The sequence below is a fragment of the Edaphobacter sp. FHG110511_03 genome (genome assembly GCF_059115365.1).
Genome location: NZ_JBZYWL010000006.1, coordinates 139004 through 159157 on the forward strand (window position 1 = coordinate 139004; position 20154 = coordinate 159157).

At 58.8% G+C, this 20154-nt stretch carries 15 protein-coding genes; 11 read left to right on the forward strand and 4 right to left on the reverse strand.

Features of this window, described 5'->3' with window-relative positions; genetic code table 11:
* Nucleotides 1-39 precede the first annotated feature (39 nt).
* The 6 genes from AC5S26_RS22970 (at nt 40) to phoU (ending at nt 5902) form a co-directional block, all read left to right on the forward strand.
* Nucleotides 40-1299 carry a sensor histidine kinase gene (locus tag AC5S26_RS22970; protein ID WP_494187287.1) on the forward strand — a complete coding sequence of 420 codons (1260 nt, stop codon included), beginning with the start codon at nt 40-42 and terminating at the stop codon, nt 1297-1299.
* Between the two features lie 106 nt (nt 1300-1405).
* Nucleotides 1406-2410 carry a phosphate ABC transporter substrate-binding protein PstS gene (pstS, locus tag AC5S26_RS22975; protein ID WP_494187288.1) on the forward strand — a complete coding sequence of 335 codons (1005 nt, stop codon included), beginning with the start codon at nt 1406-1408 and terminating at the stop codon, nt 2408-2410.
* 171 nt (nt 2411-2581) lie between these two features.
* Nucleotides 2582-3571 (forward strand): phosphate ABC transporter permease subunit PstC, encoded by a 990-nt coding sequence (pstC, locus tag AC5S26_RS22980; protein WP_494187598.1) that lies wholly within the window; start codon nt 2582-2584, stop codon nt 3569-3571.
* Nucleotides 3571-4476: a phosphate ABC transporter permease PstA gene (gene pstA / locus AC5S26_RS22985; protein ID WP_494187289.1), complete on the forward strand. Its 906-nt coding sequence runs from the start codon at nt 3571-3573 to the stop codon at nt 4474-4476. The genes pstC and pstA overlap by 1 nt, the downstream gene beginning before the upstream one ends.
* The gene (pstB, locus tag AC5S26_RS22990; protein ID WP_494187290.1) at nt 4476-5234 is read left to right on the forward strand and encodes a phosphate ABC transporter ATP-binding protein PstB; all 759 of its coding nucleotides are present in this window, start codon (nt 4476-4478) and stop codon (nt 5232-5234) included. The genes pstA and pstB overlap by 1 nt, the downstream gene beginning before the upstream one ends.
* Nucleotides 5234-5902 carry a phosphate signaling complex protein PhoU gene (gene phoU / locus AC5S26_RS22995; protein WP_494187291.1) on the forward strand — a complete coding sequence of 223 codons (669 nt, stop codon included), beginning with the start codon at nt 5234-5236 and terminating at the stop codon, nt 5900-5902. The genes pstB and phoU overlap by 1 nt, the downstream gene beginning before the upstream one ends.
* A gap of 9 nt (nt 5903-5911) precedes the next feature.
* Here phoU and AC5S26_RS23000 read toward each other — a convergent pair whose 3' ends face one another.
* Both AC5S26_RS23000 and AC5S26_RS23005 read right to left on the reverse strand, forming a co-directional pair.
* Nucleotides 5912-9535, reverse strand: coding sequence for a UvrD-helicase domain-containing protein (locus AC5S26_RS23000; protein WP_494187292.1), 3624 nt, complete (start codon nt 9533-9535; stop codon nt 5912-5914).
* Nucleotides 9501-12230, reverse strand: a complete 2730-nt coding sequence (locus tag AC5S26_RS23005) for a PD-(D/E)XK nuclease family protein (RefSeq protein ID WP_494187293.1) — start codon at nt 12228-12230, stop codon at nt 9501-9503. Before AC5S26_RS23005 ends, AC5S26_RS23000 begins: the two co-directional genes overlap by 35 nt.
* Before the next feature lie 82 nt (nt 12231-12312).
* Between AC5S26_RS23005 and AC5S26_RS23010 the strand changes: the two genes are divergently transcribed.
* Entirely contained in the window at nt 12313-13224 is a 912-nt protein-coding gene (locus AC5S26_RS23010; RefSeq protein WP_494187294.1) for an SCO family protein, read from the forward strand.
* A gap of 6 nt (nt 13225-13230) precedes the next feature.
* On the opposite strand, the gene AC5S26_RS23015 is transcribed toward AC5S26_RS23010, so the two are convergent.
* Complete coding sequence (locus AC5S26_RS23015; protein WP_494187295.1) at nt 13231-13674, reverse strand: CBS domain-containing protein; 444 nt, start codon at nt 13672-13674, stop codon at nt 13231-13233.
* Nucleotides 13675-13871: 197 nt separating this feature from the next.
* On the opposite strand from AC5S26_RS23015, the gene AC5S26_RS23020 reads away from it, so the two are divergent.
* Both AC5S26_RS23020 and AC5S26_RS23025 read left to right on the forward strand, forming a co-directional pair.
* A complete protein-coding gene (locus AC5S26_RS23020) occupies nt 13872-14246 on the forward strand; it encodes a hypothetical protein (RefSeq protein ID WP_494187296.1) in 375 nt (124 codons plus the stop codon).
* A 144-nt stretch (nt 14247-14390) separates the two neighbouring features.
* Complete coding sequence (locus AC5S26_RS23025) at nt 14391-16253, forward strand: ABC transporter ATP-binding protein (protein WP_494187599.1); 1863 nt, start codon at nt 14391-14393, stop codon at nt 16251-16253.
* A gap of 21 nt (nt 16254-16274) precedes the next feature.
* Here the strand turns inward: AC5S26_RS23025 and AC5S26_RS23030 are convergent, their stop codons facing one another.
* Nucleotides 16275-18410 (reverse strand): S9 family peptidase, encoded by a 2136-nt coding sequence (locus tag AC5S26_RS23030; RefSeq protein WP_494187297.1) that lies wholly within the window; start codon nt 18408-18410, stop codon nt 16275-16277.
* 128 nt (nt 18411-18538) lie between these two features.
* Here AC5S26_RS23030 and AC5S26_RS23035 point away from each other — a divergent pair, with 128 nt between their 5' ends.
* Together AC5S26_RS23035 and AC5S26_RS23040 are read left to right on the forward strand one after the other, a co-directional pair.
* Nucleotides 18539-19225, forward strand: coding sequence for a DUF4142 domain-containing protein (locus AC5S26_RS23035; protein WP_494187298.1), 687 nt, complete (start codon nt 18539-18541; stop codon nt 19223-19225).
* Between the two features lie 79 nt (nt 19226-19304).
* Nucleotides 19305-20099 carry a TPM domain-containing protein gene (locus AC5S26_RS23040; protein WP_494187299.1) on the forward strand — a complete coding sequence of 265 codons (795 nt, stop codon included), beginning with the start codon at nt 19305-19307 and terminating at the stop codon, nt 20097-20099.
* Nucleotides 20100-20154 lie beyond the last annotated feature (55 nt).

Here is a 20154-nt window from a genome sequence, read left to right on the forward strand (position 1 = left end):
GCTTTTGTCGCCGCGATGGGGTCCATAGGATGGCTCTTCATGGCAGCACTTGTGTTGCTCTGGGGAGTCTTGATCTCATTGCTATTGTCTCGACGGCTGCGGGGTGAGATCGCGCACTTCAAAACAGCGGCAGATGCTATTGGAACGGATACCCAACCTGTTCTCAACTCAAAATTCAGCGATTTCGAGGGTCTGGCAGAAGCGATCTCCCAGGCCTCAAACCGCGTGGAGCTTATGCTTTCCGACGCCGCGGAGAGCAGGCGCGAACTGGAGGCCATGATCGACAGCATGCAGGATGCGGTTGTCGCGGTCGATCAGGCGGGCCGTATTCAGTGGACGAACCAGAAGATGCAGAAGCTGATTCCGGGGATGGCATTTTCAAGCGCAGTCCGTATAGGCCATGCCCTGGTGCAGACGATTCGCGATCCCGAGGTTCTGGAATGCATGCGTGTTGCCCTTGAGCAGCGCGTGCTGAGCGAGCGGCGCTCGACCTCACTGCGGCCGGGACGCATCTTCGAGGTGGCCGCTTCACCGATGCCTGGAGGCGGCGCCGTCGCGGTGTTGCACGACATTACGCGGATTGAACAGGTGGAGCGGACGCAACGGGAGTTTGTTGCCAACGTGAGCCATGAGCTGCGTACACCGTTGACCTCGATTACCGGATACGTAGAGACGTTGCTGGATCATGAGGAGAATCTGAGCCCACAGGCTCGCGAGTTCCTGACGACGATACACAAGAACGCGTCGCGCATGAATCGGCTCACGGAAGACCTGCTGGTGATGGCGCGGGTCGAGTCGTCCGAGCAGGAGTTGCACCCTGTAGCGGTGCGAGCCGATATCCTGGTCCAGGATGCTGTTCAGGCGATGAGCGGCCTGGTACAGGACGAGGAGGCCGTGCTCGAAGTCGGAGCGACAACAGAGTGCGAGGTCTTCGCCGATCAGGATGCGATCGTGCAGGTGCTGAGCAATTTGATTGAGAATGCGATCAAGTATGGCAAATCGCGTGCTGAACAACGCAGTCGAGTCATTGTGAGTGCCAGGCCGCTCGATGAGGGAGTCGAGTTTCGTGTGCGGGATTTTGGCCAGGGAATTGCGTCGGAGCACCAATCACGCATCTTCGAACGGTTTTACCGGGTCGATAAGGCGAGATCGAGGGAGTCCGGGGGGACCGGACTTGGGCTGGCGATCGCTCGCCATGTGGTCCAGACACAGGGTGGCACGATTCACGTCGAGAGCGAACTGAACGTTGGAAGTACGTTTATTTTCATCTTGCCTTTGGTGAATGCTGCCGCTATCTAGCTTGTTTTTCGGCGTTTCACTACGATGTAACCTTCCATTAACAATCCCCCTTCACACTTGAAGGTGTGTGCGGTTTACCCTGCACACGTACTTGCGAGGGGGAAGTGTGAAAAAGAGCATACTTGCTGCAGGCGTGTTGGCGATCGCTGCCATCGGAGCCGGCGCACAAAATCTAAATGGAGCGGGAGCGACCTTTCCTTACCCGATCTATTCGAAGTGGTTCAACGAATACAGCCAGCAGGCCGGAGTCAAGATTAACTATCAGCCCATCGGTTCGGGCGGCGGGATTCGGCAGGTCTCGGATGGAATTGTCGACTTTGGTGGGAGCGACGGCCCGATGAGTGATGAGCAGATCTCTGCCGCCAAGGTAAAGACGCAGCATATTCCGACGGTTCTCGGAGCTGTCGTGCCTGTCTACAATATTCCGGGTGTCAGCAAAGATCTGAATTTTTCCGGCGACGTTATTGCCGATATTTATCTAGGCAAGATCACGAAGTGGAACGATGGTCGTATCGCCAAGGACAATCCGGGAGCGAATCTTCCCGATAAGCCGATCCTTCCCGTCTACCGTTCTGACGGAAGCGGCACGACCTACATCTTTACCGATTATCTGTCGAAGGTAAGCTCGGACTGGTCGACCAAGGTGGGTAAGAACACCTCGGTCAAGTGGCCTACCGGCATTGGCCAGAAGGGCAATGAGGGAGTCGCTGGAATGGTTCGCCAGTCGCCCAATTCGTTCGGGTATGTCGAGCTGATCTACGCGGTGCAGAACAAGATGGCCTTCGGTTCGGTGAAGAACGCCTCGGGCAAATTTGTGAAGGCTTCCACTGATGGCGTAACCGCCGCGGCGGCAGCTGCTGTAAAGACGATGCCCGCCGACTATCGCGTATCGATTACCAACGCCCAGGGAGCAACCTCGTACCCGATCTCCAGCTTCACCTGGCTACTGGTTCCCACGCACTCGAGCGATGCGGCAAAGGCGAAGGCGCTGAAGGGATTTCTGAACTGGATGCTTGAGCACGGTGAAGCCGAGGCCGCAGGGCTGAGCTATGCTCCGTTGCCGAAGCAGGTTCAGGATATGGTTCGCAAGACCGTCGCCCAGATTCAATAAGTAAATCCGCCGCGCGAGTTTGATGCCGAGTTCGCGCGGCGGCCTTGTTTTACCGGATACAATCACACTGAACCTTTTGACCAGGAATGATCTCTCTCCCGTCGTATGAGTATTGAAAGAGAACACGGCGCACCGTCGCCCATTAGAACCGCGGTCCCTGTGGCTCCAGCAATGGAAGAGAAGCCGTCTCTGGCCCCGCAGCCGGTCTCTGCGATCCGTGAATTTCTGAATTCGCGCGGCAGCGGACGATTGGCGGATTCGAGTTTTGCGGCGTTGATGCTCGTATGCGCCTGCACCATCTTTCTCATCGTCCTATTTATCTTCTGGATTCTGATCAAGAACTCGCATCTGAGCCTGGCTGCCTTTGGATGGAAGTTTTTCACGCGCGAGGCGTGGGATCCTGTCTCCGGGGATTTCGGCGCGCTCCCATTCATCTATGGCACATTGATGACGTCGCTGCTGGCGCTTGCGATGGCCGTGCCGCTGGCGCTTGGGGTTGCGATCTTTCTCACCGAGCTGTGTCCACGTCCGTTGCGGGCGCCGATCTCATTCCTAAGCGAGTTGCTGGCAGCTATTCCGAGCGTGGTCTATGGCCTGTGGGCTGTCTTCGTACTGGTGCCACTGATGCGCGACACGGTTGGCCCTTTTCTGGTCAAGACGCTGGGCTGGACGGGTTTCTTTGAGGGACCTAACTTCGGTGTGGGTCTGCTGACGGCCAGTATGATTTTGGCAATCATGATCCTGCCGATCATCTCGTCGCTTACACGTGACATCATGACGGCGGTTCCGAACAGCCAGCGCGAAGCTGTATTGGCGCTGGGTGCGACACGCTGGGAGATGATCCGCATCGGAGTCCTGCGCAATTCGAGAATCGGTATTGTGGGAGCGGTCATGCTGGGCCTCGGGCGCGCGCTGGGCGAGACCATGGCCGTCACCATGGTCATCGGAAACCATCCTGACATCAGCAAGAGTCTCTTCGCCCCCGGCTACACACTGGCCAGCGTTATCGCCAACGAGTTCTCAGAAGCAACGGGCGATCTGTACTACAGCGCATTGATCGAGATCGGTCTTGCGCTCTTCCTGGTAACGATTGTCGTCAATGCGATCGCCCGCCTGATGGTGTGGGCCGTGACGCGCGGCGCGCCAGCGAGGGCCTCCTGATGAGCACACAACCGGTTCAGGCACAGCCGCTGGGCGATCCACGCAAGCCGTCGCGTGCGAATGTTCTTCGACGCTACACTGCCGATTACATCGTCTCCGGCCTGGCCATCCTGGCGACGGTTATTGTTCTCGCACCGTTGGCGGCAATTCTCTTCTACCTGATCTACAAAGGCGCCTCTTCTCTCAACCTGGCGTTCTTCACGCATGTTCCTGCTCCCGTTGGCGAGGCGGGCGGAGGCATGGCCAATGCGATTTTCGGGTCGGGCATCATTCTCGGTCTGGCAAGTTTCATGGGAATTCCGATTGGAATTGCCGCCGGGGTTTATCTGTCGGAGTTCGGACGAGGAAGGCTTCTGGGAAACGCCATCCGCTTTACCGCCGACGTGCTGAACGGAGTTCCATCCATTGTGATGGGCATTGCGATCTATTCGCTGGTCGTGAAGCCGCAACACCATTATTCGGCCTTCGCCGGAGGCATCGCGCTTGCGATCATGATGATTCCTACCGTGACGCGCACGACGGAAGAGATGCTGGCGACCGTTCCTCACGCAGTTCGCGAGGCAGCTTTGGGATTGGGAGTGCCGAAGTGGAGAACGGCAGTTTCGATCAGCCTGAGAACTGCATCGCCAGGTATTATTACCGGTTGCATGCTGGCATTTGCCCGGGTAGCCGGTGAGACGGCGCCACTGTTGTTTACGGCATTTGGCAATCAGTTTTGGAGCTTCAATATCAACCAGCCGATTGCAGCCTTGCCATTGCAGATTTTTGTGTATGCCATCTCCCCGTATGACGAGTGGCACCGGTTGGCGTGGGCGGGTGCTCTGGTGCTTATCGTTCTTATTATGGTTTCGGTGACGCTCGTCCGCATCTTCGCGAATCGCGGCATGCTCAAGGGAGGAAGTTAGTGGGAGTCGGCATTCAAGTGGAAGATTTGAACGCGTGGTATGGGTCGAACCACACGCTGCAGGATATCAACCTGCATATTCCGGCCAACCATGCCACTGCTCTCATCGGCCCTTCGGGCTGCGGCAAATCGACCTTTGTGCGTTGCCTGAACCGCATGCATGAGACGAACCCGATTGCGCGCGCAACCGGCGTTGTGAAGATGGGTGCGGTCGATATCTACCGCGAGGCCTCGCCGGTGGAGATTCGCCGCCGTGTCGGCATGGTCTTCCAACGCCCGAACCCGTTTCCGACGATGTCGATCTACGACAACGTGATCAGTGGCCTCAAGCTGAACGGCTTTCGCAATCGCCGCGTTCTGGATGAGACGGTGGAGCGCTCGTTGAAGCAGGCGGCCTTGTGGGAAGAAGTGAAGGACGATCTAAAGAAAAAGTCCGGAGCTTCGCTCTCCGGTGGTCAGCAGCAGCGCATGTGCATCGCTCGTGCCCTCGCGGTCGATCCCGAGGTGTTGTTAATGGACGAGCCTGCTTCCGCGCTGGATCCGGTCTCGACCTCAAAGATCGAAGATCTCATCTTCCAGCTCAAGAGCCTGTACACGATCGTAATCGTGACGCACAATATGCAGCAGGCAGCACGTGTAGCGGAGAACACCGGCTTCTTTTTGAATGGGAAGCTGGTCGAGTTCGATTCGACGCATAAGATCTTCACCAATCCTCGCGACAAGCGTACAGAAGACTACATCACGGGGAGGTTCGGCTGATGCGCGTGAAATTCCATCAGAGTCTGGACGAGTTGAAGGAGCGGTTGCTGGTGATGGCGGGGATGGCGGAGCAGGCTATCCAGCGGTCGATCGAGGCCTATCGCACCCGGGATCTGAGCATCTGCGAACTGGTGCTGCACTCAGAGCCGGCGATCAATCGCCTGGAGCGCGAGATCGACCAGATGGCGCTCGACCTGTTGGCGATGGAGCAGCCGATGGCGATCGACCTTCGCTTCATCCTCTCCGTCATTCGCATCAATGCCGACCTGGAGCGTGTAGGCGATCAGGCAGTGAACATCGCGGTGCGGGTACGGGAGATGGGAGCGTTCGCGAATATCGATCTTCCGGTTGATATTCCGAAGCTCGCGGAACTGGCCTCGGCGATGGTACGCAAGGCACTGCAGGCCTTTATCGAAGGCGATGCTGAGATGGCCGATTCTGTTTTCCTGATGGATGACCAGGTAGACAACATGAATGACGCCGCGTATTACGCCCTGAGCTCGCTGATCAAAGAGAAGCCGGAGCTGACGCCGCAGTCGTTGAATGCCCTGATCATCTCGCGTAACCTTGAGCGAGTGGGCGATCATGCGACCAACATCGCAGAGGATGTCATCTTCTGGGTGCGCGGGGCCGATGTTCGCCATCACGCAACGGCGCCAGTCCAATAGGCATTGGGCTCATTCGGACTCCAGGGCCCACCAGGTAAGTCCCGGCAGCAGAGGGTAATAGAGGCCGAGGCGAATTGACGCGGGAGCGACGGTATCGAGCATCGTTCGCGCGTAGGTTTCCAGCTGAGCAGCATACTTTTCCTGCTCCCGCGCCAGGAACTCGTCCTTCGCAGAGCTGGTATACGGAGTGGTCTTGTAGTCGACGATCCAGAGGTAATCTTCGCCGGGAGCGAAAGGTTCATGCCCAGCGCGGAAGACGCGGTCGAGGCGCACATTGGAGAGCTCGTCCTGCCATGATGTGAGGGCGCGTTCGCTGAAGCCGTCTTTGTGATTGCTCAGCACCCATACACCGGCGGGATCGCGCAGCGTTGAGGAAAGCGCTTTCTGCACGCGAGCAGAAAGTTGTTCCACTGCGTGCGGCGAGAGTCCGTGGCTGCGCAGAAGAGCGGTAATTCGTGGCGCCCACGCGGCAATCTTCTCTGACGCCGCCGCTGTCGTTGAGCCTGTGGCGAGATCGGTGGAGAGGACTTCGAGAAAGGCGTGCACGGTAGTACCGAAAGCGCGAGCTTCGAAAGATCCCTCCGGTCTCTTGAATCTCTCTGCGGAAAAAGCAGGCTTCGAAGGCGTGCTGATCGTGGTTGAATCCTGAAACCGGTTTGCCGGACGAAACTGCAAAGGGAGCCGGTGCAGGATGGCGGTCTTCGGCTCATCGGCTTCCGCCGCAAGACTTGGCAGAATACGACTTTCGACCGGCGCAGGCAGAGGGATCACCGGAGCGATCAAGGGGCGGGAGCTGATTTGAGTATCGACGAAGTGCGGTTCCGCGGCGCGCCACGCCGCCTGAAGCAGGCTTCCTGCGGTTTGCCGGATAGACCCGTCCTGGTTTTGTTCCGGAGAGGCGAAGAGATGAAGCTCCTCTCGGGCCCGCGTGCAGGCGACATAGAAGAGGCGACGAGCTTCGGCGTCCTCGCGGGATCGTTGAATGCGAGTGAGCCATAGGTTTAACGCTTCGGAGTCGCGGCCTTTGCCTGCGATCGGCGCGAGCAATACTGGCGCCGAGTTCTCGTCCGGAGAGGTCATCTCATTCCATGTGAGCAGGCGGCTGCGGCTGGTGCGGCTTCTCTTTTCGAGCCCCGGGACCAGCACGATATCCCACTCGAGACCCTTGGCGCCATGGATAGTCATTAGATCCACGCCGCCGGCTGCCGCAGACGGTTCAGCATACAACGATCGCAGGCGAAGCCGGAGTTGGGTGAGATCGATCGCGCCTTGTCGTTCGAACTCATCGAGTAGCTCGAAATAGGTTGTGGCGTTTTTCTTCTGCTCCTCGCTGAGGGGTGCATCGCCACCGAGAGAGCGCCAGGTCCGCTCCACCCATTCGGCCAGCGAAAGGCGGGAGTGCTGTTTGAGAGAGGCCTGGAGGACTGGCCAGATCCGCGCCAGTCTCTGGCAGCTCTCTTCGCCGAGTTCCTGACCGCGTTCCACGATAAGCTCTTCGATGGTTTTTTCGAAGAATTCAGAGTCGTCCTTTCCCGCGAGTAGATGGAGCTCCGCGATCTCGAGACCGCACCACGGCGCTCGCAGGACGGCCAGCCAGGCAATCCGATCCGCGGGATGCAGAAGCGCACGCGTGAGGGCGAAGAGATCCATAATTTCTGGGCGCTCTTCCAGGGATTCGATCCTGACTGCCCGAAAGGGAATTGGGGGATTCAGCCCGTCGCGCTTCAGCTCGGCCACAATCTCCGCGAGATGGATTCGATTGCGAACCAGCACGGCAATCTTCAACGGTGCGGTGCGGCCTATGGACAAAGGGTGTGAACGCCATCGCTCGATGATCCGACGGACTTCTATGGCTTCACGCCGCGCCCGACGACGATGGTCGCGACGTCGGTCTTCTACTGAGGACCTATACGGCGCGACCTGTGTGTGCCACACGATGCTTTGCGATTCTCCCGACGAGGGTCCTCGGACAGGTTCCGCCGCGATGTACGGGACTTCTTCCGAATCTTCTGCTTCGGAACTGCGGGGGAACAGCTGCGCAAAGTCGTTGTTGAAGGAGCGCACAAGATCGCGCTGGGAGCGGAAGTTAGCGGTCAGGTGCAGACAGCCGAGTTCGAGCTCGCCGAGGCGCTTCTGCCGCATCGTGCGAATAAAACGTTCTACGCGCGCCTGCCGAAAGAGATAGATGGATTGCTTGGGGTCTCCGACGAGAAAGACGGTCTGGCTGCGTCCATCCCATCCCTGCGTCAGAAGCTGGATCAGCTCATACTGACTCGTCGACGTGTCCTGCATCTCATCGACAAGGATGTGTTGAAGATTTGTTCCCATGGCAGTTTCGAGCGCCGCGCCTTCGCGAAGGGCGGCGCGCGCGATGAGGCCCGGCTCGGTGAAGTCGCACTCACTGCGCTCGGCGAAGACGACCTGCAGCTCTGCGAGCGCGCGATAGAGAACCCGGAAGAGAGCTTTAGCCACACGCCATTGATCTGGCGGATACTTCGCAGGCGGCAGTGCGGCGACGCCTTCGATTGCCTTGCAGAGATCGTCTCGCTCGCGAAGCTGGTCGACGATCTCGCGCAGACGCCCGGCCTGAGGTTTCCCGATGTCGAATTGGATATGGTTGCGGGCGAATCCGGCTCGCCAGCCTCCGGTAGGTTTTACCAAAAGATGTGCCAGCGCTCGCCAGTGTTCCAGATCCTCGGCTGTGTCACCTGGAGCACGATAGACGCCTGCACAGACGGCAATCGGCGATGGCTGGCCGCCGTATCCCTCATTACTGCCCATCTCCGCCGCCAGCATGGAGAGATCCTGCAGCAGGGAAGACGGGATCAGCCGCGCGAGTTTGGACAGCTCCAAGCAGATCGCGTCGGCCAGAGTATGTTCGATCTGCGGCAGAACTGTGTGATCGAGATACTCATCCTCGAGCATTTGGTGGCCGAGCGGAACCAGGCGGCCCCATTGATCGCGCAGGGCAAGCATCTCGGCCAGCAGATCGCGAACCTGGATCAGGTTGCCATCGCGATGCAGAAGGATCAGGCGCAGAGCATCGCTGAGCGCGGCATCGCTTCCGCCAAGCTGTAGAAGCGTCCGTTCGGCAGCGGTTCTGTAGAGAGAGGAGGCGTCTTCCGTGGGGTTGAGCGAGCCGCTTCCGGAAAGCACCGGCAGGCTGCGTGCGATCTCGGCGCAGACGGAGTCGATCGTGCGAACGTTGAGACGGCGTGGGTGTTCGCGAAGATTCCAGCCGAGGTTTCGATCGCGCTCCAGCACGGCGAGCGCAAAGCCGCGTGTCTCGCGCTCGAAGTCGTGGATGGTGTTGTCGGGTCCGGCGGCGCGCTCCAGCTGTTCGAGGACGCGCTCGCGGATTTCTCCGGTTGCTTTGACGGTGAAGGTGATCGCCAGAACCTGTTCGGGCTGTTCCACGCCGGCGAGCGCCAGCAGCTTGAGATAACGCTGAATCAGCAGGCCGGTCTTGCCGGACCCCGCCGGAGCCTCGACGATCCACGACCGGGTGACATCCAGCGCGCGCTCGCGCTCGCCGCGATCGGGCGGCGCTGTGGAGGGTGTCTCAGGTTGTTCTGGCTCAGGGGGAAAGGAGAACAGCTCACCCATTCCCTGAATCGAAGGGCGTTTCTTCATCAAAATCCTCATCAAAGGCTGCCGGATTCAGCCGGCACAGAATTCGTTGGGCGCAGTGCGCGCAGGTTGTGGGATAGCTCTTGGGATCGACCCTGGTATCGCCACGATGAAATGCCGTCGCAAGGTCTTCAAGAACCCTGCGCCACTCCACCAGTTGCTCTTCCAGAGAGAGGCTTCGACGCTTCGGTGTCTCTTTCTCGGTTGTAATCCTGCGCCGGAAGCTCTCAAAGGCCATGTCCTTGCCTGCGCGAATCTGCGCGAAGGCGACATCGGCGAGCGGAGTTTCGGGCTCCGCCGCAGTGGTAAGCACTGCGTAGAGAGGAAGCTGGGGTTCGTCGGGACGATCGGATTGCCATTGCGCTGACTTCGCCCCACCGGTCTTGTAGTCAAGAATGATCTCACCTTCTTCGGTGACGTCGACGCGGTCAACACGAAGGTTCAACCGCAGGGGGCCGATGTGCACATCGCGGGACTCTTCCTCGCTGAACTTGACGGTAAAAGGCTCGCGCTCGAGTTCGAGATCGAGCCATGGATTCAGCAGCGTCGCCAGCCTGACCCGTTGAAGATCCACGTAAGCCTCCTCCCAGCCCGGTGTGCTGGCAGCCGCGGCTCGGCGGAGGCCATGTTCGATAGATTGCGCCAGCAATTCCGCCCGGTCTTCGCTGTTCATGGATCTCAGGGCAGCCTGCGAGCGGACCTGTTTCCAGAAGTGCTCCAGCACGCGATGGACGATGCTGCCGCGCTCCGCCGCATCCATTCCGAGCTCGATCTCGCGAAGCTCGGCCGAGCCAAGACGCCGTTCTGCAAAGGCGCGGAAGCCGCAGGCTGCCTGCAGTTTCAGAATCTCCGCTCCGCCTTGAATCGCTTGATCGGGAACAAGGGGTAATGGGGTGAGGTCGGAAAACTCTTCGGGTTCGGTCTTCTCGGTCGCGAACGCAGGTGGCGAAATCCGTTCGATCGCGACGGCCTCGAGTAGCAGAGACTGCAAGAGCGGCGACGGACGCTGCACGCCTTCGGGCATCTCCGTCGCATAGCTGAAGACAACCTGCGATGCGCTCTCTGCGATCCTTTGCGTGATCTGTCGTGAGCGTTCATCCTCCAGCGCCGGATCGGCTCCCGGCATTCCAAGATCGCGCTGAAGCGCCCACGGAAGCAGAGGGTTTACGGCGCTCTTTAACGGCCACCCTAAATCACCAGCGCTGAGGAACCATAGAGCGTCGAAGCTGCTCCCGCCGGCCTCCAGCGGCCCCATCACCTGAACAGGAGCATGATGGGATTCAGGCGCGAACATGGTCTGCTGCGTCAGTCGCTCGAGCTCGCCCAGCGCCTGAGCAAAGGTGACACGGACGCCGTCAAAATCCAGCGTCGCCAGTTCGTCGAGTGTGCTCTCCCACTTCTGGCGTGCCTGAAATTCGACACTGTCTTCGCCTTCATTACGTCCCCATCGGGCTGCCTGCAATCGCTCGCGGATAAGATCTGTCCACGCAGCATGAGTGCGCAACTCCTGGGGTGGATTCGCGGTCGCGCGGGCCATGGACTCCAGCGCATGAAGCAGTCTGGCGAGCTGCGGTCGTTTTCGGGAATGGCGCAGCGCTGTGATAAGCCAGGTTATCGAGATCTCCGGACGTAGGAGCCTCGCTCGGCGAAGCTCTTGTGCATCGAAGGCTGCGCGCGCGCTCCGCTCGGCGTCCTCCATGGCGAAGAGTGGCGAAACGAGCAAGGCGCTGACGCGTTCAACCGTAAGGGGAGTGAGGGACCATCGTGCAAGATCCAGCGCCACCCGTACCATCGGCGTCTCAGACAATGGAACGCCAAGCGAGAACTCATATGGCTCTGCATGGTTGGGAGCCTGAATATCTTCAAGCTCGGGCGCCAGGATCTCGCGAAAGATGCGATCGATCGCACTGCGCCGGCTTTCGAGCGATGGCACGATGACGGCGATCTTCGTATTGGGATTCTCTTTGAGGAGGTCTTTGGCCCACCGTGCTGCAGCAGCAGTCTCGCGAGCTGGATCTTCTGCATGTGTCAGTGCCTTGCTCGAGGAAGGCACCGCGACGCGAAGCTGCTCCACTTGCGTGCCGGAGGATGCAAAGGCCGCGACCAAACTTTTCTGCGCAGGCGTTATCTCGTCGAAGCCCACCAGGGCAATCGATTCGGCAAGATGCGGGGGGCCTTCTTCCAGCGAGATTCGAAGAGCATCTTCAAGGGCTGCGCGAGGCAGCAGGCGCTGGCTTCGGCAGCGACGTTCGAACTCGGTTGCCCAGCTTTGGAAGGCCTTGGCCTCAGTGTTATTCCATCCTGTGCGTAGGCGATCCTTGCCATTGTGGCGAACCAGCATCCTCCAGGCGTCGGCCGCCATCTCCGCCAGTGAGTCCGGAGATCGAAGGCTTGCTGTCAGTCCTTCGTCCGCAGCGATAACACTGCGCCATAGCTTGTGTTCCTGGGCGCGATTCAGCAGGAGCGTTGAAACTTCTCCCCTGATGAGGAGGCCATGCCAGAGATTCGCAACCCAGGCGTCCCAGGGGAGAATCGCCGCGGGCTGCCAGCTTGAAAGTCCAGCTTGAAGATTCCTCTGGTCAAACGCGTATCGCAGGGTGCGGGCGGCGCGTTGATTGGCCGTTACCACAGTGGCCCCGCGGTCGAGCGCATCGGCGATCGGTTGAACAAGCTCTACCGGCAGATCGGTCGCTTCCATACACTCTTGGTTATACGCCGGATCGTGCTGGAAAAGCTCACCTCCGAGGCGCCCAAGTATGATCGATACAGGAGTCTGCCTCGTGTCCCGCAAGCCTGTCGCTTTTCTCTTCGCTACTCTGTTTGTCGTTCTTGGCGTCTCGTTTACGGGGTGCCGTCAAAGTGCTTCCTCCGCAAACCCGGAGCCGGCAGGCGTGGAGAAGACATTCTCCCTTCGCGGCAAAGTCATCAGCACCGATGCGACCCATGCGACGCTTGCTCATGAGGCCGTCCCTGGCTTTATGGAAGCGATGACGATGCCTTACAAGCTGAAAGACCCCAGCATTGTGAGTGAACTGCATCCCGGAGACACCATCACAGCTAGCATCCATGTGAAGCAGGATGAGGGTGGATACCACGATGCTGTGCTGGACAACATTGTTGTCGTCGCACAGGCCCGGCCCGACTACAGGCCAGCAAAGCAGTATCACGTCCCTCAAGTGGGGGACGACGTTCCCGACTTCCGTCTGCTGAATCAGAGTGGAAAGATGATTCACCTGGAACAGTTCCGGGGAAAGGTCCTGGTTGCGACATTCATCTACACGCGCTGCCCGCTGGCGGATTATTGCCCGCGCATGAGCCATAATTTCGCGGAGATCGACAAGGCTCTCGCTACAGACCCTGCGCTCTATCAGAAGACTCATTTGCTCAGCATCAGTTTCGACCCGGCCTACGATACTCCGGCTGTGCTGCGCAGCTATGGCGGCGCTTACACCGGCAACTATACGAAGGAAAAATTCACCCACTGGGACTTCGCCGCACCATCGGCAAAGGAGCTTGAGAAGGTGAATGAGTTCTTTGCCGTGGGAGTGACGCCCGCCGAGGACAAGACCCTGACGCACTCGCTCTCGACCGTCGTGATCGGAAAAGACGGTAAAGTCGCCGCATGGTATCCCACCAACGACTGGAAGCCGTCGGAAGTCGTAGAGGCGATTAAAAAAGCGGCAGCCGTCTAGTGCGCTTCATTGACCGCAGATATACGCCTCAAGATGACGAATCGTCTCTTCCTGTTCGGTGATGATCCAGTTCACCAGATCTCCTATGGAGACCACTCCAGTGACCCGGGATCCATCGCGCACAGGCAGATGGCGGATGCGATTCTTCGTCATGATCTGCATGCAATCCCCGACCGTATGACCCGCTGAGACGCAAAGTGCAGGAGCGCTCATGATCTCGGAAACGGTCGTCTCTTTCGAGGACCTTCCCTGCAGGATCACCTTGCGGGCATAATCGCGCTCGGAGACGACTCCGATGAGCTCGTCCCCCTGCATAACAAGCAAAGCGCCCACCTCTTTTTCCGCCATCATCTCTACGCATTGATAGACAGAGGTCTCCGGGGTTGTGGACCAGATATCGCGCCGCTTCTTTTTTAGGACCGAATCTACCGCTATTGCCAGTTCGCTCACGGGCAGTCTCCTGGGACTGGAATGACCTGTCTGGAAAGGCAGGTCTCTCGAATAGTGCAGCAGCTTAGTCTTCCTCAGGCTGGTTTGGCAAAGAAGATCGGTTGCGGATCCTGTATCGGGCATGAGATGTGGCAGTGACCACCGATCGGGTATTCTGAGGATTCACAGTTCGCGTGATCATGAAGGAGCGTAAGTCTATGGCGAAGTTGACGATCGTATTCGGAGTGCTGCTCATCCTGCTGGGAGTGATCGGCTTTGTCTCCACCGGCAGTGCCCACCCCACGGCTTTGATTCCGGCAGGAGTGGGGGTCGTCTTCATCCTCTTTGGCGTCCTTGCCAATACTCCGGATCCGAAGAAGCGAATGCTCTGGATGCATATCTCGGTCACGGTGGCCCTTTTAGCTTTCCTCGGCACCATTCCTGCTGATATCCAGGCAATTCGTCTGTCGCACGGCACGGAATATCCGCATCCGGCGGCTGTTCTTGAGAAAGCGGCGATGTCGCTGCTGTGCCTGATCTATGTCCTGTTCTGTGTGCGCTCCTTTATCAATGCCCGTGTGAAGCAAAACTGATCTTCGGGCAATATCTGGTGTCAGATGGACGAACATTGCCATCTCTGCGACGACACAACGGCCACACGTGCTCCTGGCCGCAAGCAGGCGTACACTGCCAATAAGATGCCTTCTATCGGACCTTCCAGCTTCGGAGCTCCCGGGATGAAAGCTGCCGATCGCCCCTCGCGTGGCGCAAGAGACTCCTCAGACCTTCCAGCCAAACAGAAGCCGAACCTGCGGCGGGTGCTTCCTGAGGTGTGGAAGCTGATGAAGCCGCGGCGCCTGTTGTTGGGCGGCAGCTTCCTGTTGATGGTCATCAACCGCTCCAGCGGCCTTATCCTTCCGGCTTCGACCCGATACCTGATCGACAATGTCATGGGCAAGCATCTGCTGAACCAGCTGCCTTTGATTATTGGAGTGGTCGTTGCTGCGACGGCGGTGCAGGGCATTACCTCGTACACGCTTACGCAGCTTCTATCGAAGGAAGGCCAGCGTCTGATCGCGGAGTTGAGGATCAAGGTGCAGCGGCATATCGGCCGGCTTCCAGTCGCCTTTTATGACGCAAACCGGACCGGAGCCCTTGTAGCTCGCATCATGTCGGATGTCGAGGGTGTGCGGAACCTGATCGGCACCGGGATTATCGACTTTCTCGGTGGACTGCTGACGGCGCTTTTTGCCTTCGGCTATCTCATCCATCTCAGCGTGCAGATGACGTTGGTCACTTTTGTCATCCTGGTAATCTTCGGCCTCATCCTCCAGCGCGCCTTCAAGACGATTCGACCGATCTTCAGAGAGCGGGGGAAGATCAACTCTGAAGTGACGGGCAGGCTGACCGAATCGCTGGGCGGAGTCCGCGTCATCAAGGGGTATCACGCAGAGGACAGCGAAGCGCAGGTCTTCGCGACGGGCGCTCACCGGCTGCTGGCAAATGTCATCTCTTCGCTCACAGCGCAGTCGTTGATGTCGTTGGCCTCAACCGTTGTGCTGGGCGTGGTCGGGGCTCTGGTGATGTATCTGGGAGCGCATCAGGTTGTCGCCGGCAGGCTGACAACCGGCGGCTATGTCACCTACGTGATGTTTCTTGCCTTCATGATCGCGCCGATCGTACAGCTGGTCTCGATTGGAACGCAGCTTACCGAGGCCGCCGCCGGCCTGGATCGCACCGCTGAACTGCTTGACGAACAAACTGAGGACGTCGAACCGGGCCGCGTTCACGATCTTGGCGGCGTGCGCGGCGAGGTCGCCTTCGACAACGTGACCTTTGCCTACGATCCCGGCAAACCGGTTCTGCACGGCATCAGCTTTGAATCGCATCCCGGCACGGTGACAGCACTCGTCGGATCATCGGGTTCTGGCAAATCGACCATCATCTCCCTTATCTGCGCCTTTCATTCGGCGACGACGGGACAGGTGCTGGTGGATGAGGTCGATCTGGCGACAGTACGGCTGGCAAGCTATCGAAGCCAGCTAGGTGTTGTGCTTCAGGAGACGTTTCTCTTCGACGGAACGATTCGGGAAAACATCCTCTTCTCCCATCCGACCGCAACCGAGGAACAGTTCGACGAGGCCTGCCGCATCGCTCGCGTGGATGAGTTCGCGACGCGGTTTCCGGAAGGCTATGAGACGATCGTCGGCGAGCGTGGAGTGAAGCTCTCAGGCGGACAGCGCCAGCGCCTTTCCATCGCACGCGCGATTCTTGCCGATCCCCGCATTCTGATTCTTGATGAGGCGACCAGCTCGCTGGACTCGGAGTCCGAGGCCATGATCCAGGACGGTCTGAATCACCTGATGAAGGGCAGGACGACCTTCGTCATTGCACATCGGCTCTCGACCATTCGCCGCGCAGAGCAGATTCTTGTCGTTGAAGCAGGAAACATCGTGGAACGCGGCACGCACGAATCGCTCTACGCTCTGGGCGGTCGCTACTACGATCTCTACACGCGTCAGCACGGCCTGGAGATGAATCTCTTCCTGGCTCCCGGCGAGGGCGATAAGGTGGAAGAGACCGAGACGACTGAAGTCTGACGGTCGTCCCGGCTTTCTTTCTTAAGACTCCGCTCCCAACTCCCGCAGCAGGAACGCATAGTCAAAGGCGATCTCTTTTAGGTAGTCGTAGCGGCCCGAGGCTCCACCGTGCCCGGCATCCATGTTGATGTGCAGCAGCAGGGGAGCGCCGTTCTTCTTCAGGGTTCGCAGCTTTGCGACGTATTTTGCAGGCTCCCAATACATGACCTGTGAATCGTTGAGACTGGTCTTGACCAGCATCGCTGGATAGGCGCCAACCTTGAGGTTGTCGTAAGGGGAATAAGACCGCATGTAGGCGAAGGCTTCGGGCTCGTTCGGGTTTCCCCACTCCTCGTACTCAGCGACAGTAAGCGGAAGGGAAGCGTCGAGCATCGTGTTCATCACGTCGACGAAGGGAACGTGGGACAACACGACATGGAAGAGATCGGGGCGCTCGTTGACCACCGCGCCCATCAACAGGCCGCCTGCGCTGCCGCCTTCGATCGCAACCTTGTCTTTTGCTCCATAACCCTTGGCGATGAGCGTCTCCGTCACGGCGATGAAGTCGGTGAAGGTGTTGCGCTTCACCATCATCTTGCCGGCGTCGTGCCAGGCGTCCCCAAGCTCGCCCCCGCCGCGGATGTGGGCGTAGGCCAGGACGACGCCGCGATCGAGAAGAGAGAGACGGGCCGGGCTGAAGCCAATAGGAAGTGGATACCCATAAGAGCCGTAGCCGTAGACGTAGAGGGGATTCGTGCCGTTTTTCTGGAAACGATCCCGGCGATAGACGAGAGAAACAGGGACGAGCACGCCGTCCCCCGCCGTGGCCCACAGCCGCTCTGAGGCGTAGTGGCTGCGATCGAAGCCTCCTGGAATCTCCTGCTCTTTGAGCAGCTCCGAGTTGCCGGTCGCGATGTCGTATTCGTAGACCGAAGCCGGGGAGACGAGAGACTGATAGCTGTAGCGGAATTTCGTCGTCAAGAACTCGCGATTGACGTGGCCCATCGCCGTATAGGCTGGTTCAGGAAAGGCGATCTTCTCCGTAGGCTCCAAGATTCCATCGATCGCGAATCGCGACACGGAAAGTGCGGTCAATCCTTCTTCGCGCCTGGAAAGCACGCAGAATGAGTCGAAAACGTCGAAATCTTCAAGTGGTACTTCTTTATCTTCCGGAAGAAACTCCTGCCAGTCTTCACGGCCACCGCCATCGACGGGTACGGTTACAACGCGGAAGTTCTTTCCCGTATCGTTCACCCGGATATAGAAAAGGCCATTGCGGTGATCGACGTAGTACTCCTGCTCATCCTGCCGCGGCGCAATGACGAGGAAGACTCCGCCGGGAGTATCGGCGGGCAGATAGCTGCACTCGTTGGTCGTGTGGCTTCCGGCCTCCATCATCAGGTACTTGCCGTCGCGAGTCTTTCCTACGCCCAGGTTGAAACGCTCGTCCTTCTCCGCACAGATCAGCGCGTCGTCGATGGCCGGGTCTCCCAATCGATGCCGAAAGAGCTTGTCCTGGCGCTTTGTGACCTCATCTTCCGTGGTGTAGAAGAGCGTGTGCGAATCCTCCGCCCACGCCAGCGAGCCTACGCGCTCAGCGGTGTCGGGAAGCTCCGCGCCGGTTGCGAGATTTCGGATGTGCAGGGTGTACTGCCGGAAGCCGGTGTTGTCGGTCGAGTAGGCAAGCTTTTCGCCATCAGGGCTCACGCTCATGCCGCCAACCGCCATGAAGGCCTGGCCTTCCGCAAGCTGATTGACGTCGAGAATGATGGCTTCAGGCTGCGAGGCGTCGTAGGCCTCCCTGACGGCCTTCCTGCGGCAGTGGATCGGATACTGGCTTCCTTCAACGGTGCGCGTGTAGTAGTACCATCCGCGGTCGCGGTAGGGAACTGACTCGTCGGTCTCTTTGATATGCGAGAGCATCTCGGCGTAGAGCTTCGCCTGCAACCCTTCGGTGGACTTCATGGCTGCAGCGGTATACGCGTTTTCGGCTTCGAGATGTTGGATGACCTCTGATGAATCCTTGTCGCGCATCCAACGGTAGTCGTCCTCAAGTGTCTGGCCGTGAAGGATCGTCGGCGTCGGTTCGCGACGTGCCACGGGAGGCGATAACGTCGACACAGGAGAGATATTTTCGGAACTCGTCGGCTTGGCGGTAACGTCGTTTGTCTTTTCCATTGCTCAGAAAGAATATCGTGTCCGGAGAAAAGTTTTAGGCAACCCTCGGTCCTTCCGCTGCACCCATCCAGGGAGCGATACAGACAGTGGATACAGCGTTACAATGACCCGTCCGAGGAGGCCCCACTATGAAATCTTCCATTTTTTCAATCCTTGCACTTGGTTCTGCCGTTGCCTTTGCGTCTCCGCTTTTTGCCCAGTCCGATCCGATGACCCCTCCCCCCGCATCTCAGAACCAGTCGAACCAGCCCGGTCATGCGGTTCCTCCGACGACTTCCATGCAGGACTCTAGCGGCGCTCCGGGCGATACGGCACAGCAGATGAAGGACAAGATGTTTATCCGTAAGGCGGCTCAGGGTGGATTAGCTGAGGTCGAGCTCGGCAAGCTTGCTGCCGAGAGGGGCGCAAGCGACGACGTTAAAGCTTTCGGTAAAAAGATGGTGGAAGACCACACGAAACTGAATCAGGACATCGCGCAGCTTGCTGATTCCATCGGCGCCCGACTGCCCAAAAAGATGGACAAGGAGCAGCAGGCCGAATACGACAAGCTGAGCTCGCTCTCCGGGGAGGAGTTCGACAAGGAATACATCACCTACATGGTGAAGGACCATCACTCCGATCTGCGCGAGTTTCGCATGGAGGCGAGCAGTACAGGCGATGCCGACCTGAAGACCGCACTCGACGATGGAGCGAAAGTCATTCGCGAGCACATGGTGATGGCCGACAAGATGGCACGCGAGCGGGGAATTCCCATGCCTGGACATCATTCGCGTCCGGCAGAGCCAGCGGCAGAAACAACTCCGCCTGCGCAGTAATTTTCATATGCAGCTTCGAAGGATGCAGCGGTGCGATCTTCATTTCCGCAATACATCGTGGGCGTAGAATAAGCGGAACATGAATCGTATCTCGCGATGGCTGGGGATTGTTTTACTGCTCGTGCTGCCGATGGCCCTGGCCGGCGAGTCGGTAAAGTCTCTTCCTGCTCCAACCGGATACATCAATGATTTCGCGGGCGTGCTTTCGCCCACGACGAAGCAGGAGATGGAGACGCTGTGCGGGCAGGTGGATCGCCAGGCGCATGCCCAGATTGCCGTCGTAACCATAAAAACTCTCGACGATGGTCAGTCGATCGAGGAGTTCGCCACCGAGCTTGAGGACAAATGGGGCGTCGGCAATAAAGAAGACCGTGGCGTGCTGATGGTCCTGGTGATGACGCCGCGGCGCGGACGCATTGAGGTTGGATATGGGCTGGAAGGCATCCTGAACGATGCCAAGGTGGGCGATATCGGGCGTTCGATGGTTCCGGCGGCCAACCAGGGTGATTACAACACCGCGGTTCCGCTGGGTGTGCGGCAGCTCGCCGGCATTATCGCGCAGGACGCGGGCGTCACGTTGACGCTCCCCGCGCATCAGTACCATCGACAGGCCGTCCGGCGGGAGGCGACCCCCCTCAGCCTTACGCAGGTTATTCTTGGCGGCGGAGCAGTCCTGCTGCTGCTTTTCTTTCTGGCCCGCACCGGGAATCTTGGCCTCATCTTCTTCCTTCTAGGCAACATCATGGGAGGCGCGGGCCAGGGCGGCTATCGCGGAGGAGACGACCGTGACGGTTGGGGAGGAGGCGGAGGAGATGGTGGTGGATTCGGCGGTTTCGGCGGTGGCAGGTCTGGCGGCGGCGGAGCGAACTTCTGAACCTAACTGTCTCGTCACCATGCAGAAAATGTCATACAGCAAAGCAGTATCGCGG

What these genes read in the sequence shown, in the direction of transcription:
- AC5S26_RS22970 (WP_494187287.1), top strand. Translation starts at nt 40, where the DNA reads ATGGCAGCACTTGTGTTGCTCTGGGGAGTCTTGATCTCATTGCTATTG.
- pstC (WP_494187598.1), top strand. Translation starts at nt 2,582, where the DNA reads ATGGAAGAGAAGCCGTCTCTGGCCCCGCAGCCGGTCTCTGCGATCCGT.
- pstA (WP_494187289.1), top strand. Translation starts at nt 3,571, where the DNA reads ATGAGCACACAACCGGTTCAGGCACAGCCGCTGGGCGATCCACGCAAG.
- phoU (WP_494187291.1), top strand. Translation starts at nt 5,234, where the DNA reads ATGCGCGTGAAATTCCATCAGAGTCTGGACGAGTTGAAGGAGCGGTTG.
- AC5S26_RS23000 (WP_494187292.1), bottom strand. Translation starts at nt 9,535, where the DNA reads ATGAAGAAACGCCCTTCGATTCAGGGAATGGGTGAGCTGTTCTCCTTT.
- AC5S26_RS23005 (WP_494187293.1), bottom strand. Translation starts at nt 12,230, where the DNA reads ATGGAAGCGACCGATCTGCCGGTAGAGCTTGTTCAACCGATCGCCGAT.
- AC5S26_RS23020 (WP_494187296.1), top strand. Translation starts at nt 13,872, where the DNA reads ATGGCGAAGTTGACGATCGTATTCGGAGTGCTGCTCATCCTGCTGGGA.
- AC5S26_RS23025 (WP_494187599.1), top strand. Translation starts at nt 14,391, where the DNA reads ATGAAAGCTGCCGATCGCCCCTCGCGTGGCGCAAGAGACTCCTCAGAC.
- AC5S26_RS23030 (WP_494187297.1), bottom strand. Translation starts at nt 18,410, where the DNA reads ATGGAAAAGACAAACGACGTTACCGCCAAGCCGACGAGTTCCGAAAAT.
- AC5S26_RS23035 (WP_494187298.1), top strand. Translation starts at nt 18,539, where the DNA reads ATGAAATCTTCCATTTTTTCAATCCTTGCACTTGGTTCTGCCGTTGCC.
- AC5S26_RS23040 (WP_494187299.1), top strand. Translation starts at nt 19,305, where the DNA reads ATGAATCGTATCTCGCGATGGCTGGGGATTGTTTTACTGCTCGTGCTG.